Here is a 13529-nt window from a genome sequence, read left to right on the forward strand (position 1 = left end):
TGTCGGGCGCGGGGCCCGTCCTAGGCCGAGCGCCGATGCCGTCCGCCGATGTCGACGGGGCCGTCGAGCGGTGAGCGGCCGCCGAATCCGGGGCACCCGTCCAGCGGGGAGCCGCTGACCGTCTCCGCCTCGAACATCGCCCAGACCACCTTGCCGCTGCCCAGCGGGTGCCAGCCCCAGGAGCGGCTGAACGACTCCACCAGGTGCAGCCCGCGGCCCGATTCGGCGACGAAGTCGGCCTCCCGGGCGACCGGGCCGGTGCTGCTCGGATCGCTCACCGCGCAGACCACCTGGGGCGCGCGGTGTACCAGGCTTATTCGGATCGGAAGCCGGCCGTCCGCGGTCGGCTGCACGGGAAACTCGTACTCGCCCAGGGCGCCGCCCGAGGGGCCGGGCCGTGCGCCGATCGCATGCCGGAGCGCGTTGGTCACGAGTTCCGAGGCCACCAGTGCGACGTCGTCGAACAGCTCCGTCAGGCCCCAGTGCTGGAGCGTGGTCCGAGCGAAGTCGCGCGCGGTTCTCACGGCTTCGAAGCGGGGAGCGAGCGTACAGGTGACCACATGGGGGTCAACCGCCAAAGCCGTACCGGTGCTCATGAAGAGCTCCTCCCATAAGGGGGCGGACACGGCTGGACCCGCCGGGGTCATGCCGGTCACCTCCGACTCGCTCGGCCGCTCGGCCGCCCCCTCGACCAGGCGCGCGCGCACTCGAACGCCCGATGACGCGGGGGACGTCGTCGGGTCGGTGCACGGAGTCGCGCGTGGGGTCGACGCGGAGCCCGCGGGATTGCCAGGGATGTGCAGGTGCACGTGCACCATGGTGGTGTGCGCTCACTGCAGATGCAAGAGTCGATTCACGTGCAGTCGCACTATTGGCATATGCAAGCGCCGAATGCACGTGCATCCTGGTGCGTAGAGTGCGGAACTGATAGGAACATCCGTCAGTATCGGCACCGTGAGCGCTCAACTGATGGCAGACTGTGCGCTGTTTGCCCTAGGTGGAGGTTTCGACCGCATGACCACAGTTCAGCCGGGCGGCGGCTCGATGGTCCGCCGGATCCTCCTCGGCTCGCAGTTGCGCCGCCTGCGCGAGGCGCGCGGCATCACCCGCGAGGACGCGGGCTACGCGATCCGGGCCTCCGAGTCCAAGATCAGCCGCATGGAACTCGGCCGCGTCAGCTTCAAGGAGCGCGACGTCGCCGACCTGCTCAGCCTGTACGGCGTGGACGACGGCATCGAGCGGGAAGCCCTGCTCGGCCTGGTCCGCGAGGCCAACAAGTCCGGCTGGTGGCACAGCTTCAACGACGTGCTGCCGGGCTGGTTCCAGACCTACGTCGGGCTGGAGGAGGCCGCCCAGCTGATCCGCACCTACGAGGTGCAGTTCATCCCCGGGCTACTCCAGTCCGAGGAGTACGCACGGGCGGTTTTCGGCCAAAGTCGGCCGGTCATCAGCGAGGAGGAGGTCGAGCGGCGGGTCAGCCTCCGGCTGCGGCGCCAGAAGCTGCTGACCGAGGGCGGCAGCCCGCGCCTGTGGGCGGTCATCGACGAGGCCGCGCTGCGCCGGCCGGTCGGCGGGCCCAAGGTGATGCGCGGCCAGGTGCAGTACCTGATCGACGTCGCCGAGCAGGCCAACGTGGTGATCCAGGTCATGCCGTTCCGGTTCGGCGCGCACGCGGGCGAGTCCGGGGCGTTCACGATCCTGCGCTTCCCGGAGCAGGACCTCGCGGACGTGGTGTACCTGGAGCAGCTCACCAGCGCGCTCTACCTGGACAAGCGCGACGACGTCGACGCCTACATCCAGGTCATGGAGCGGCTCTGCGTGGACAGTCTCACGCCGGAACGCACGATCGACCTGCTCGCCTCGATCCTGAAGGAACGCTGAGCCGCTGCCGTCCGGGGCCTGTGAGCTCCCTCCCTCGTGAGGCCCCGTCCGGCCGGTCGCCAGGCCGCCCACCCGTCGTCAGTCGCGGGCCGGCGGCCGTTCGCGTTCCGGCGGGAACGGCTGCGGCGGGCGGCCCAGGTCCCAGGCGAGGTCGTAGCGGCGGAAGAGGTCGGCCCGGATCGGGGCCAGTGGGCTCTCGGCGCCCGGCAGCAGCACCCCGATGCAGCCGCCCATCAGCGCACTGCGCAGCACCGCGTGCTCGGCGACCGGGTCGGGCGCGCCCCAGTCCCGCAGCAGCCCCTGGAGGAGGGCGCCGAGCTGCTGCTGCTCGGGGTCCTGGATGAAGGCGCCGGTGTCCGGGTCGAGGATCAGCGCCAGGTGCGAGCGCATCACCCGGGGGTGGTCCATGGCCAGGCCGAGCACGGTGTCGATCGCCCCGGCCAGCCGGGCGTCGGGGGAGGATCCGGGTGCCAGTTCCGCCAGCGCGTCGGCCAGTGACTGGTGCATCATCCGGTGTGTCGCGGACTGCATCAGCAGCCGTTTGCCGTCGAAGTAGTACGAGAGCAGCCCGCGGGCGAGGCCGGCCCGCTCGGCGATGTCCGTCAGCGTGGTGCCCGCGTAACCGCGCTGGTCAACCAGCTCGACGGTGGCCCGCATGATCCGCCGGCGGGAGCGCTGCCGCATCTCCTCATTGACCGAATCCCCGCGAGGTGTCATCGTGTCTGCTCCGAACGTTCGTTGGCTGCGGGCCAATATACTTCTGGAGCCGACAGTCGCACCGGGGTACCGTGCCCCGACGGGCGCTGCCCGGGCGGCCGCCACGAAGACGGCCGGCTCCACCGACACGGGGGTTTGGTGGAGCCGGCGCCATGGCCCGACGGCCCGGAGGTCGGTCGCGGGCGGGGTTTGGGGTCAGCGCTCGGTCAGTGCTCGGTGAGGACTTCGGCCTGGGCTGCGGTCGACCCGACTGACGGATAATCATAATCCGGCACCGATGTGGGAGCCTCCTTGCGGCGCCGGTCCACCAGGGCACCCGTCGCCGCGACCACCAGGCCGACCAGCGCGACCACCGTGACGAACACCAGCGCCGGCCGGTAGCCGTCCAGCTGGGCCTGCGGGCTGTCGCCGCCCGCGCTGCCGGCCGTGATCATCGCGGTCGCTCCGGCGAGGACCACGGCCGTGCCGACCTGGATGGCGGTGTTCACCAGGCCCGAGGCCAGACCCTGCTCCTCGTCGGCCACGCCGTCCGTGGCGGCGATGTTCACCGAGGGGAAGGCGAACGCGAAGCCCACGCCGAGCAGCAGCATCGAGGGCAGCACCAGGCCCGGGTACGAGCTGTGCTCGTCCAGCCGCAGGAACAGCGCGAAGGCGGCGACCAGCGAGACCAGGCCGATCGGCAGCAGCCGCCCGGTGCCGAAGCGGTCCACGATCGGGCCCATGAACGGTGCCGAGAGCGCGATGAGGGCCGCGGCGGGGAGCAGCCCGAGGGCCATCTCCAGGGCCGACCAGCCGAGCAGGTGCTGGAGGTAGAGGGTGACCACGAACTGGAACCCGCCGTAGGCGCCGGCCATCGCGAAGGCGACCAGGTTGGCCCGGGCGACCGAGCCGTTGCGGAAGATGCCGAGCCGGACCAGCGGGTGCGCGGTGCGACTCTCCACCCGCACGAAGGCGGCGGCCAGCACGGCGACGACCAGCAGCGATCCGAGGGTGCGCGGGCTCAGCCAGCCGGCGCCCTGGGCCTCGGTGGCGGTGAAGACCAGCAGCAGGACGGTCGCCGTGCCGGTGATCGCGCCCAGGGCGTCGTAGCCGCCCTGGGCGCGCTCCTCGACGGGGCGGGGGAGCAGGCGGACGGCGAAGACCAGGGCGAGCAGCGCGACCGGCACGGGCATCAGGAAGGTCCAGCGCCAGCCGACCGAGGTGAGCAGTCCGCTGAGCACCAGGCCGAGCGAGAAGCCGCTGGCGGCGCAGGTGGTGTAGATCGACAGCGCGCGGTTGCGGGCGGGGCCCTCCGCGAAGGTCGTGGTGATGATCGACAGCCCGGCCGGGGCGGTGAAGGCGGCGCTGACGCCCTTCAGGAAGCGGGCCGCGATCAGCAGGGCGCCGTCGTCGACCAGGCCGCCGACCAGGGAGGCGGCGGCGAAGGCGCCCAGCGCCACCAGGAACACCCGGCGGCGGCCGAGGAGGTCGGCGGCGCGCCCGCCGAGCAGCAGCAGGCCGCCGTAGCCGAGGACGTAGCCGGAGACCACCCACTGCAGGGTGGAGGTGGACAGGTGCAGGTCGGAGCCGATGGACGGAAGGGCGACGCCCACCATGGAGACGTCCAGGGCGTCCAGGAACATGGCGGCGCAGAGCACGATCAGGGTGCCCCAGAGGCGGGGAGTCCAGTGCGGCCCGCTGGTTGACGGGGCGTCGGGTGGCGTGACGGTCACGGTGGTCATGGGAAGGACAGTACATGCACATGCATTCAATGCAGGGGAATTAAATGTGAATGCAATAATTGCCGATGCATGTGCTAGGGTGGCGGCGTGGCTGAACTCGACTCCCCGGCGGAGGCCGGTCTCGTCGCGCAGTGGCGCGAGCTGTTGGCCCGGCATGCCGCTGCGGCCTGCATGCTCGACCGCGAGCTGGGCGAGCGGTACGGGCTGGGCATGAGCGAGTTCGAGGTGCTGGAGCGTCTCGTCGAGGACTGCGGAGGCGGCGGGGGCCGGGCGGTGCGGGTGAGTGGGCTGGCCCACACCGTCCATCTGAGCCAGAGCGCGCTCTCCCGGCTGATCGCCCGCCTGGAGAAGGCCGGACTGGTCACCCGGGCGATGTGCGAGAGCGACCGCCGGGGCGTCCTGCTCACCCTCACCGAGGCCGGCCGGGAGCGCTACGAGCAGGCCAGGCCGCTGCACCGCCAGGTGCTGGAGCTGACCCTCGGCGACGGGCTCGGCCCGGCCTGTGGATCAGGCTCCGGCTGACGTGCCGTCAGGGGGGCTTTGCCGGGGCGTGGTTGGCCTCAGAGCAGCGAGTGCAAACCCGGGGCGGCGGCCAGCAGGACGACCGCGGCGGGCGTGGCGAGCGCCGCGACGGTGAGCCGCAGCCGGTGCGGGACGGAGAGTCGCGGACGGCCCGCGAGCAGCCGGTCCACCCGCTTCGGGGACTGCGCCAGGCCGGGCGGACAGGAGCCGAACACCCCGCGGTCCAGGTTGAGTTCGGCCAGTGCGAGAGCGGTGGTGTGCCGGCCGTGCCGACGGGCGGCACGGTCGTCGGCGGCCAGCTCGACGAGTTCCGCCACCTGGTCCCGGAAGGCGCTGAACACACCGACTCCGGGGAAGCCCGAGGCGAGCGCCTGGGCGAACTGCTGGAGCCAGTGGTGCCGGGCCCGGACGTGACCGCGCTCGTGGCTCAGCACGGCCGCCAGCTCCCGGTCGGTCAGCTGCTGGAGGGCGCCGGTGGTGACCACCAGCCGGGAGTCCGGGCCGGGCAGCGACCACGCCTGCGGGCGGACGTTCTCCAGTACCACCAGCCGCTCCCTGCGGCTCCGGGCGGTCTCGATGCTGTCCGGCAACTCCGGGGCACGGTCAGCCAGTTGGGCGTGCCGGCGATTGCGCACCGCCTTCGCCGTGCGGACCTCACGGGTCAGCGCCAGCACCGTCTGCACCCCGCCCGCGGCCAGCACCGCGGCGCACAGCCGGCCCCAGCCCTCGGCGTTCTGGAGGCCGTACGCGGCTTCCACGCCGTGCGGCGCGCCGGCGAACACCAGCGAGCGCAGCTCCGGCAGGGCGGCGGAGGCGGCGAGGAGGAGGCCCAGCGCGCAGCAGAGCAGGACGGCCACCACCAGGCACTGCCACACCAGCAGCGCCAGCACCGGTTCGCGCTCCGCCCAGCGGGCCCGGGCCAGCAGCCGGGGCGCGACGGTCGAGAGCAGCAGTCCGAGCAGCAGCAGGCCGATCAGGGCAGGCATCGATGGGCTCCCCGAGTACGAACGGAACGCGACAACGCGCTCCCCGCCAACCTATGCGCTGGCGACGCGCGGTGGAACGGCTTTCGGCCGGCCAGTGACCAACGCCACGCTCGGACGGGCGCTTTGGGGTGCCGGGCGGGCGCCCCGCGGGTGGTCACATGGTCAGGAGCATGGCGAACATGCCGATGCCCATGGTCAGTCGGCAGGCCTGCGGCAGTCCGGTGGTGCCGAGCGCGAGGGTGCCTGTCGGGGTGCGCAGCAGCCGGCTGCCGGTCCAGACGGCGTACGCGGCGAAGTAGAGGAGGAGCGCCCCGGTCAGCAGCGGAAGGCCCAGGGCGGCGGCTCGGTGGTGCGCGTGGCCGGAGGGGGCCGTCATCGTGAGGGCCATGTACGTCATGGCGAGCGCACCGACCGCGTGGTGCAGCCGGTGCGCCCGGCCGTTCGGGACGTGGGCGGCGGCGAGCAGGAAGGCGGCGGCGGGGAGGCCGAAGAGTCCGGCCCAGACGGCGGGCGGGACGGTGGCGCCGGTGACGGCCATCGCGGCCATGCCCAGTCCCATCAGGGCCTCGGCGGCGTCGGACTCGCGGGCGAGCGGCCGGTGCGCGCCGCCCGGGGCGCAGGGGGAGTGGCGCAGCCGGACCAGGCAGGAGGTTCCGGCGCCGGCGGCGAGGAGGGCGAGGAGCCAGTTGACCAGGGCGGGTCCGTGCAACGGCGGCCTCCCGGGGCGGTGGGCGCCGGGGCGGTGAACAGGCGACAGCGAACAGCGGTCGGCGAACAGATGACAGCGAACAGATGATGAAATCTGTCGGCTGTCATCCGTCGTCCGTCAGCTGTCCTCTGTTCGCCTGCTCGCCGACCCCCGTGCGCGGCGACGGACGTCCGGTCCACGATCACCGCACCCGGCCGACCGAGGCCAGGGCGCGTACGGGGGCGCACGGTGGTGCCCGTCGTTGCGAAAGACCTGGCCACACACCCGTCGCACGCCCGGTTGCACCCCCGGCCGGGGGCGGCCACCCGCCTCGGCCACCTGCCCCGGCCCTCCGCCGGCGAGGGGCACTCAGCCCTGCAGCCGCCCCGAGGCGACGACCCGGCTGAGGAACTGCCGCGTCCGCTCCTCCTGCGGATCGCCGAACACCTGCTCCGGCGGCCCCTGTTCGAGCACCACCCCGCCGTCCAGGAAGCAGACCTGGTCGGCGACCTCCCGGGCGAACCCCATCTCGTGGGTGGAGAGGACCATCGTCATCCCCTGCCCCTTGAGGTCCCGCACCACCGACAGCACCTCGCCGACCAGCACCGGATCGAGCGCCGCGGTGATCTCGTCCAGGAGCAGCAGCCGCGGCCCGGTGGCCAGCGCGCGCACGATGGCGACCCGCTGCTGCTGCCCACCGGAGAGCCGGTCCGGGTACTCCTTCGCCTTGGCCGCCAGCCCGAGCCGGTCGAGCAGCTCCAGGGCCCGGTCCTGGGCCTCGGCCCGGGCGACCCGGTGCACCCGGCGCGGGGCCAGCGTGATGTTCTCCAGCACCGTCAGATGCGGGAACAGGTTGTACGACTGGAACACCACGCCGATCCGGCGTCGCACGGCGTCCTCGTCCGCGCGCGGATCGGTGATCTCCTCGCCGTCCAGGAAGATCGCCCCGTCGTCGATCCCCTCCAGCAGGTTGACGCAGCGCATCAGCGTCGACTTGCCGGAGCCGGACGCCCCGATCAGTGCCGTCACCGAGTGCTCGGCCACGGCGAGGTCCACGTCGCGCAGCACCACCTGGCCGCCGAAGGCCTTGCGCACCGACTCCAGCCTGAGCACGTCGTTCGACGTCACACCGCACCTCCCTGGAGCTCGCGACGGTTCGTCCGGGTGGTCAGCCAGTCGGCGAACCGGGTCAGCGGAATGGTCAGCACGATGAACACCAGCCCCGCCACCAGGTACGGCGTGAAGTTGAAGGACCGGGCCGCGATGATCTTCGCCGCGTACACCGCGTCGATCGCGCCGCCGATCGAGACCAGACCGGTGTCCTTCTGGAGGCTCACCAGGTTGTTGAGCAGCGGTGGCACCACCCGGCGGACGGCCTGCGGCAGCACCACGTACCGCATCGCCTGCGCGTTGGTCAGTCCCAGCGACCGCGCCGCGGCCCGCTGGCTCGGGTGCACCGACTCGATGCCGGAGCGGAACACCTCCGACACGTACGCCGAGTACGTCAGCACCAGCGCGGCCCCGCCCAGCAGCAGCGGATCGGTGGTCACCCCGGTCAGCCGCAGCGCCGGCACTCCGGTGATCATCACCAGCAGGCAGATGATCATCGGCAGCCCGAGGAAGAAGTCCACGTACGCGGTGGCCAACAGCCGCACCGGCAGGAAGACCGGCCCGCGCAGCGTCCGCAGCACCGCCAGCAGCAGCCCGAACAGCAGGATCAGCGCCCCGCAGCCGAGCATCAGCTCCAGGTTCAGCCGCAGTCCCCTCAGTACCTCGGGCAGCGCCTGACGGGCGTAGTCGAGGTTGAAGAAGGTCCGCCGAGTCACCTCCCACCCGGGGGAGTTGACGACCAGCAGGTAGAGCACGACGGCCGTGGCCAGGGTCGACGCGGTGGCGATCAGCGCCGAGCGGCGGGCCCGGGAGCGCCGGTACGCCTCGTGTGCCAGCCGCCGCTCGGACGGACGGTAGTCGTCCTCCGCCGTCGGCTTCACGGTGGGCTTCACCGCCGGCTCCCCGACCGGTGATTCGGTGCGCGCCGCCGGCGCCTTGGTGAGCTCAGCCGAGCCCGCAGCCGAGCCCTCGATGCTCACAGTCGAGCCCACAGTCGAGCCCGCCGCCGAACCCGCGGTGCCCGAGGCCTCCCCGCCCGCTTCGGGGCTCAGGTCAGCGCTCACTTCAGCACCGGTGCCGAGACGGCGTCGGACAGCCACTGCTTCTCCAGCTTCGCCAGCGTCCCGTCAGCCCGCAGCGCGTCCACGGCCTGGGAGACGCAGCCGGTCAGCTTGGAGCCCTTGTCCAGTACCAGGCCGAACTGCTCGGCCTGCGCGGCCACCTCGAACTGGCCGACCACCTGGGCCTCCGGCACCTCGGCGCCGGTGATGTAGAAGGCGGTCGGCAGGTCCACCACCAGGGCCTCGATCTGGCCGTTCTTCAACGCGGCCTTGGCCAGGTCGTTGGAGTCGAAGACGGCCGGCTGGGCGCTCGGCTTGATGGTGTTGGTGATGGTGTCCAGGCTCGTGGTGCCGACCTGCGCGCCGAGCTTGGTGCCCTTGAGGTCGGCGATGCTCTTGGCGCCCGCCGCCTTGGAGTTCTTCAGCGCGATGACGGTCTGGCGCACGCCGTAGTAGCCGGAGGAGAAGTCCACCGCCTGCTTGCGCTCGTCGCTGACGGACACCTGGTTGATGTCGAAGTCGAAGTCCTTGGCGCCCGGAGAGGTCGCCTTGTTGAACGGCGCGACCACCCAGTTGACCTTCTCCTTCGGGTAGCCGAGCTTCTCGGCGACCGCGTAGGCCACCGCGGACTCGAAGCCCTTGCCGTTCTCCGGCTTGTCCTCGGAGAACCACGGGTCGTACGCGGGCTTGTCGGTGCCGACGGTCAGCGTCCCGCTGGTGCGCGTGGCCAGCGCCCCCGGCGCGCAGCCCGCAGCCGACCCGGCCGCGCCCGAGGCGCCGGAGGCGGCGTCGGACTTCGAGTCCTGCGGCGCGCAGGCGGTCAGCACGGCCGCGGCGGCGACCAGCGCGGCGAGGGGCAGTACGGCGGACGGCTTGCGGAGGGTCATGACGGGGCTCCAGGGAAGGACCGGCGGGGGACGGGGAGAACAAGGAGGGGCACGGGATGGCGCGACGGGCGGCCCGCATCCCGGCGGGTCACTTCCCCCCGGTGGCGGCGCCGGAACACACACGGCATGGTCGGCGTACGGGTTCGCGTCCGCGGCGCCCCCTGGGCCGGACCGGCAGCAGCCGGGCCGGCGGCGGGCCGGTCAACAGCAGCGGCGACAGCGGCAGCGGAGGCCGGGCGCGCGACGGCGACGGCAGACGTACCGACGGGAGGGCGCCCGGGAGGGGCCGTCGTGGCGTTCGGCCACCGTGATCACCGCCGGGAACATGCGGGGAGGTTCGCATCAGAACAGGGCATCTGTCCAGAACATCCAGATCACTGTCCACATGCCGGACAATCCGCTTCCCGCCGAAGGTTTGGGCGCCGAAGCGGCGGCACGCCGGAGCTTTGTCGGTCCTGGCCCTCTTGAACAGGAGAACCTTTCGTACTTATGGTGTTCCCGTTGAAATAACTCCTGTCGAAGTGAGTCCACGATGCAGAATCTTTCGCCAAGGCTCGCTGTGGCGGCCGACGCCCCGGTCTCGACCCTCGCCGGCCACCCGGCCTGGCTGCGCCTGAAGGAGGCCGTCGAGACGCTGCGCCCGCTCCAGTCCAAGGACGGCTCGATCGACCTGGCCGCCGTCCAGCGGCACTCGGTCGACCCGCTGGTCGCCACCGTCCGCGCCGCCGTCGAGGAGCTCGCTCCGAACTTCCCGCACGACGCCGCCTACCTGGCCGCCGTCGACGCGGACCTCGCCAAGTGGGCCGACACCGGCTACCGCGAGCCCGACTTCCTGGACTCGCTGCTCGCCTTCCACCCCGCCGACCAGCGCGAGGACGGGCTGGAGCACCTGGTCGTCTTCCCGATGTACACCCAGAACGGCAACCCGGACCGCAACCTGGAAGCCGTCCTGCTGCGCGTCGTGTGGCCCGACTGGCTGGCCGAGCTGGAGCGCACCCGCTTCGACAACCCGATGTTCGTGCCGATCACCTTCACGGACTTCACCGCCGGCTACGACACCAACTCCGCCGTGCTCTTCCCCGAGACGGTCGCCGTGCGCAAGGCGCCGGAACGTTTCACCTGGGGCGGCATCTTCTGCGACCGCGAGGCCGCCCGCTTCCGCGCCGTCTCCACCAGCGCCGTCCAGCAGCTCGGCCTGGAGATCCCCGCCGACGCCGAGGGCCTGCTCCAGGACCAGCAGCGCGCGCAGGAGACCTTCGTCCTGTGGGACCTGGTCCACGACCGCACCCACAGCCACGGCGACCTGCCGTTCGACCCCTTCATGATCAAGCAGCGCAGCCCGTTCTGGATGTACGGCCTGGAGGAGCTCCGCTGCGACCTCACCACCTTCAAGGAGGCGGTGAAGCTGGAGACCGAGGGCAACCCGCACGCCCGCGACGTCCAGTACGCGGTCCTCTTCGACCGCCTGTTCCGCTTCCCGGTCTCCGGCGACCGGGTGCGCAACTACGACGGCCTCGGCGGCCAGCTGCTCTTCGCCTACCTGCACAAGCACGACGCGCTGCGCTGGCGCGACAACCGCCTCAGCATCGACTGGGAGCGCGCCCCGCAGGTCACCAACGCGCTCTGCGCCGAGATCGAGACCCTCTACCGCGACGGCATCGACCGGCCGAAGCCGGCCCACTGGATCGCCGCCTACGAGCTGGTCTCCCGCTACCTCACCCCGCACCCGGCCTCCACCTGGGCGAAGGGCTCCGAGGCGCTGCCGCTCGACATCACCGACGGCAAGGCCCTCAACAAGGCCCTGTGCGACGCCGTGCTCCCGGACGAGTTCCCGCTGAGCATGTTCTACGAGGCCCTCAACAAGAAGCTGAGCGGCGTCATCGCCGCCACCGCCGGCATCACCGGCGCCGGGATCCAGGGAGCCGCCGCGTGACCACCTCCACCAACGCCCCGCTGGCCGGCAAGGTCATCGCCGTCGCCGGAGCCAGCGGCCCGGCCGGCCGCGCCGTGCTGCGTCGCCTCACCACCGACGGCGCCACCGTGATCGGCGCCGACATCGACGCCCAGCGCCTGGAGTCCGCCCTGGACGCCACCCGGGTGGCCGTCCGCGGCGCCAAGGTCAGCGGCCAGGTGATCGACCTGCTCGACCCGCAGGAGGTCCACGACTGGGCCGACCACCTGGAGTCGGAGCACGGCCACGTCGACGGCCTGTTCCACCTGGTCGGCGGCTGGCGCGGCAGCAAGACCTTCTTCGACACCCGGCTGGACGACTGGGACTTCCTGCACGACACCGTCGTGCGCACCCTCCAGCACACCTCGCTGGCCTTCCAGCCCGCGCTGGTCCGCAGCCCCGCCGGCCGCTACGCGATGATCTCCGCCGCGGCCGCCCACAAGCCCACCGCCGGCGGCGCCGCCTACGCGGCCGCCAAGGCCGCCACCGAGGCGTGGACCCTCGCCATGGCGGACTCCTTCAAGAAGGAGACCACCGACCCCGAGGGCGAGCCCACCGCGGCAGCTGCGATCCTGGTCATCAAGGCGCTGGTCAGCCCCGAAATGCGGGCCGAGAAGCCGGAGGCGAAGTTCGCCGGCTTCACGGACACCGCCGACCTCGCCGGACACCTGGCGGGCCTCTGGGACCGCCCCGCAGCAGAACTGAACGGACAGCACCTGTGGCTGACAGCCCGATGACCGACCTCACCCGTACGGACGCGGTACGGCGGCACGACCCCGCCGTCCGCGGCTTCGCCAGCGACAACTACGCCGGCGTGCACCCGGAGGTCCTCGCCGCGATAGCCCTCGCCAACGGCGGTCACCAGATCGCCTACGGCGAGGACGACTACACGGCCCACCTCCAGGACGTCTTCCGCCGCCACTTCGGCGAGAAGGCCGAGGCCTACCCCGTCTTCAACGGCACCGGCGCCAACGTGGTCGCCCTCCAGTCGCTGCTCCCGCGCTGGGGCGCGGTGGTCTGCGCCGAGTCGGCCCACATCCACGTGGACGAGGGCGGCGCCCCGGAGAAGATGGGCGGCATCAAGCTGCTCACCGTCCCCACCCCGGACGGCAAGCTCACCCCCGAGCTGCTCGACCAGCAGGCCTGGGGCTTCGGCGACGAGCACCGCGCGCAGCCGCTCGCGGTCTCCATCACCCAGAGCACCGAGCTCGGCACCCTCTACACCGCCGACGAGATCCGCGCGATCACCGAGCACGCCCACCAGCTGGGCATGCTCGTCCACGTGGACGGCTCCCGCCTGGCCAACGCCGCCGCCTCGCTCGGCCTGCCGCTGCGCGCCTTCACCACCGACGTGGGCGTCGACGTGCTCTCCTTCGGCGGGACGAAGAACGGCCTGCTGTTCGGCGAGGTCGTGGTGGTGCTCAACCCGGAGCGCGTGCGCAACATCAAGTACCTGCGCAAGACCTCGATGCAGCTCGCCTCGAAGATGCGCTTCGTGTCGGTCCAGTTCGAGGCGCTGCTCTCGGGCGACCTCTACCTCCGCAACGCCGGCCACGCCAACGCGATGGCCAGCCGCCTGGAGGCCGCGGTCCGGAAGATCGACGGCGTCGAGGTGGTCCGCCCGGTCCAGGCGAACGCGGTGTTCGCGATCCTCCCGCGCGAGGTGAGCGAGCGGCTCCAGAAGCGCTACCGCTTCTACTTCTGGAACGAGCACACCGGCGAGGTCCGCTGGATGTGCGCCTTCGACACCACGGAGACCGACATCGACGCCTTCGCGGCGGCCATCGCCGAGGAGATGGGCCGCGCCTGACGGCGCTCGGACAACGAATCGTCCCGTCCCGCATCAGCGGGGCGGGACGATTTGCATGTGGCGGGCAGGTCCCCGTACAGTTCCGGAGTCGCCGCGGGAGACCGGGGCGGCAAAGCGGAAAGCGAATCCGATGAATGAAACTCCGGAAAACGGAGCGGAAAACATCTGATAAGCTGGAAACACGAAAGAACGAAG

The 13529-nt window shown here is 71.8% G+C and carries 13 protein-coding genes; 5 read left to right on the forward strand and 8 right to left on the reverse strand.

The genetic code is table 11. The features are described 5' to 3' along the window. Positions 1–20: 20 nt before the first annotated feature. A complete protein-coding gene (locus ACFWP2_RS07880; protein ID WP_380449372.1) occupies positions 21–596 on the reverse strand; it encodes an ATP-binding protein in 576 nt (191 codons plus the stop codon). Between the two features lie 418 nt (positions 597–1014). On the opposite strand from ACFWP2_RS07880, the gene ACFWP2_RS07885 reads away from it, so the two are divergent. Next, the gene (locus ACFWP2_RS07885) at positions 1015–1881 is read left to right on the forward strand and encodes a helix-turn-helix domain-containing protein (RefSeq protein ID WP_380449373.1); all 867 of its coding nucleotides are present in this window, start codon (positions 1015–1017) and stop codon (positions 1879–1881) included. Between the two features lie 78 nt (positions 1882–1959). On the opposite strand, the gene ACFWP2_RS07890 is transcribed toward ACFWP2_RS07885, so the two are convergent. Continuing rightward, a complete protein-coding gene (locus ACFWP2_RS07890; RefSeq protein ID WP_380449374.1) occupies positions 1960–2565 on the reverse strand; it encodes a TetR/AcrR family transcriptional regulator in 606 nt (201 codons plus the stop codon). 239 nt (positions 2566–2804) lie between these two features. Then, positions 2805–4319: an MFS transporter gene (locus tag ACFWP2_RS07895; RefSeq protein WP_380449375.1), complete on the reverse strand. Its 1515-nt coding sequence runs from the start codon at positions 4317–4319 to the stop codon at positions 2805–2807. A gap of 87 nt (positions 4320–4406) precedes the next feature. On the opposite strand from ACFWP2_RS07895, the gene ACFWP2_RS07900 reads away from it, so the two are divergent. Next, complete coding sequence (locus ACFWP2_RS07900; protein WP_380449376.1) at positions 4407–4841, forward strand: MarR family winged helix-turn-helix transcriptional regulator; 435 nt, start codon at positions 4407–4409, stop codon at positions 4839–4841. A 38-nt stretch (positions 4842–4879) separates the two neighbouring features. Here ACFWP2_RS07900 and ACFWP2_RS07905 read toward each other — a convergent pair whose 3' ends face one another. The 5 genes from ACFWP2_RS07905 to ACFWP2_RS07925 form a co-directional block, all read right to left on the reverse strand. Further along, the gene (locus tag ACFWP2_RS07905; RefSeq protein WP_380449377.1) at positions 4880–5827 is read right to left on the reverse strand and encodes a M56 family metallopeptidase; all 948 of its coding nucleotides are present in this window, start codon (positions 5825–5827) and stop codon (positions 4880–4882) included. A gap of 154 nt (positions 5828–5981) precedes the next feature. Further along, on the reverse strand, positions 5982–6536 hold the full coding sequence (locus tag ACFWP2_RS07910; RefSeq protein ID WP_380449378.1) for a DUF5134 domain-containing protein: 555 nt from the start codon (positions 6534–6536) through the stop codon (positions 5982–5984). A 348-nt stretch (positions 6537–6884) separates the two neighbouring features. Then, positions 6885–7643, reverse strand: coding sequence for an amino acid ABC transporter ATP-binding protein (locus ACFWP2_RS07915; protein ID WP_380449379.1), 759 nt, complete (start codon positions 7641–7643; stop codon positions 6885–6887). Continuing rightward, positions 7640–8518, reverse strand: coding sequence for an amino acid ABC transporter permease (locus tag ACFWP2_RS07920; protein WP_380449380.1), 879 nt, complete (start codon positions 8516–8518; stop codon positions 7640–7642). Before ACFWP2_RS07920 ends, ACFWP2_RS07915 begins: the two co-directional genes overlap by 4 nt. Positions 8519–8685: 167 nt before the next feature. Further along, positions 8686–9573: an ABC transporter substrate-binding protein gene (locus tag ACFWP2_RS07925; protein ID WP_380449381.1), complete on the reverse strand. Its 888-nt coding sequence runs from the start codon at positions 9571–9573 to the stop codon at positions 8686–8688. Between the two features lie 532 nt (positions 9574–10105). Between ACFWP2_RS07925 and ACFWP2_RS07930 the strand changes: the two genes are divergently transcribed. From ACFWP2_RS07930 to ACFWP2_RS07940, 3 genes are read left to right on the forward strand one after another with little or no spacing between them, the layout of a single operon-like run. Next, complete coding sequence (locus ACFWP2_RS07930; RefSeq protein WP_380449382.1) at positions 10106–11506, forward strand: DUF6421 family protein; 1401 nt, start codon at positions 10106–10108, stop codon at positions 11504–11506. Next, positions 11503–12261 carry an SDR family NAD(P)-dependent oxidoreductase gene (locus ACFWP2_RS07935; protein WP_380449383.1) on the forward strand — a complete coding sequence of 253 codons (759 nt, stop codon included), beginning with the start codon at positions 11503–11505 and terminating at the stop codon, positions 12259–12261. Before ACFWP2_RS07930 ends, ACFWP2_RS07935 begins: the two co-directional genes overlap by 4 nt. Next, a complete protein-coding gene (locus ACFWP2_RS07940; protein ID WP_380449399.1) occupies positions 12258–13334 on the forward strand; it encodes a threonine aldolase family protein in 1077 nt (358 codons plus the stop codon). The genes ACFWP2_RS07935 and ACFWP2_RS07940 overlap by 4 nt, the downstream gene beginning before the upstream one ends. Positions 13335–13529 lie beyond the last annotated feature (195 nt).

The sequence above is a fragment of the Kitasatospora sp. NPDC058444 genome, from assembly GCF_042721415.1.
Classification (GTDB): domain Bacteria; phylum Actinomycetota; class Actinomycetes; order Streptomycetales; family Streptomycetaceae; genus Kitasatospora.

Bases quoted from the DNA above. Each gene is read 5' to 3' on its own strand.
- ACFWP2_RS07930 (WP_380449382.1), top strand. From the start codon at position 10,106: ATGCAGAATCTTTCGCCAAGGCTCGCTGTGGCGGCCGACGCCCCGGTC.
- ACFWP2_RS07925 (WP_380449381.1), bottom strand. From the start codon at position 9,573: ATGACCCTCCGCAAGCCGTCCGCCGTACTGCCCCTCGCCGCGCTGGTC.
- ACFWP2_RS07885 (WP_380449373.1), top strand. From the start codon at position 1,015: ATGACCACAGTTCAGCCGGGCGGCGGCTCGATGGTCCGCCGGATCCTC.
- ACFWP2_RS07880 (WP_380449372.1), bottom strand. From the start codon at position 596: ATGAGCACCGGTACGGCTTTGGCGGTTGACCCCCATGTGGTCACCTGT.
- ACFWP2_RS07905 (WP_380449377.1), bottom strand. From the start codon at position 5,827: ATGCCTGCCCTGATCGGCCTGCTGCTGCTCGGACTGCTGCTCTCGACC.
- ACFWP2_RS07940 (WP_380449399.1), top strand. From the start codon at position 12,258: ATGACCGACCTCACCCGTACGGACGCGGTACGGCGGCACGACCCCGCC.
- ACFWP2_RS07895 (WP_380449375.1), bottom strand. From the start codon at position 4,319: ATGACCACCGTGACCGTCACGCCACCCGACGCCCCGTCAACCAGCGGG.
- ACFWP2_RS07890 (WP_380449374.1), bottom strand. From the start codon at position 2,565: ATGCGGCAGCGCTCCCGCCGGCGGATCATGCGGGCCACCGTCGAGCTG.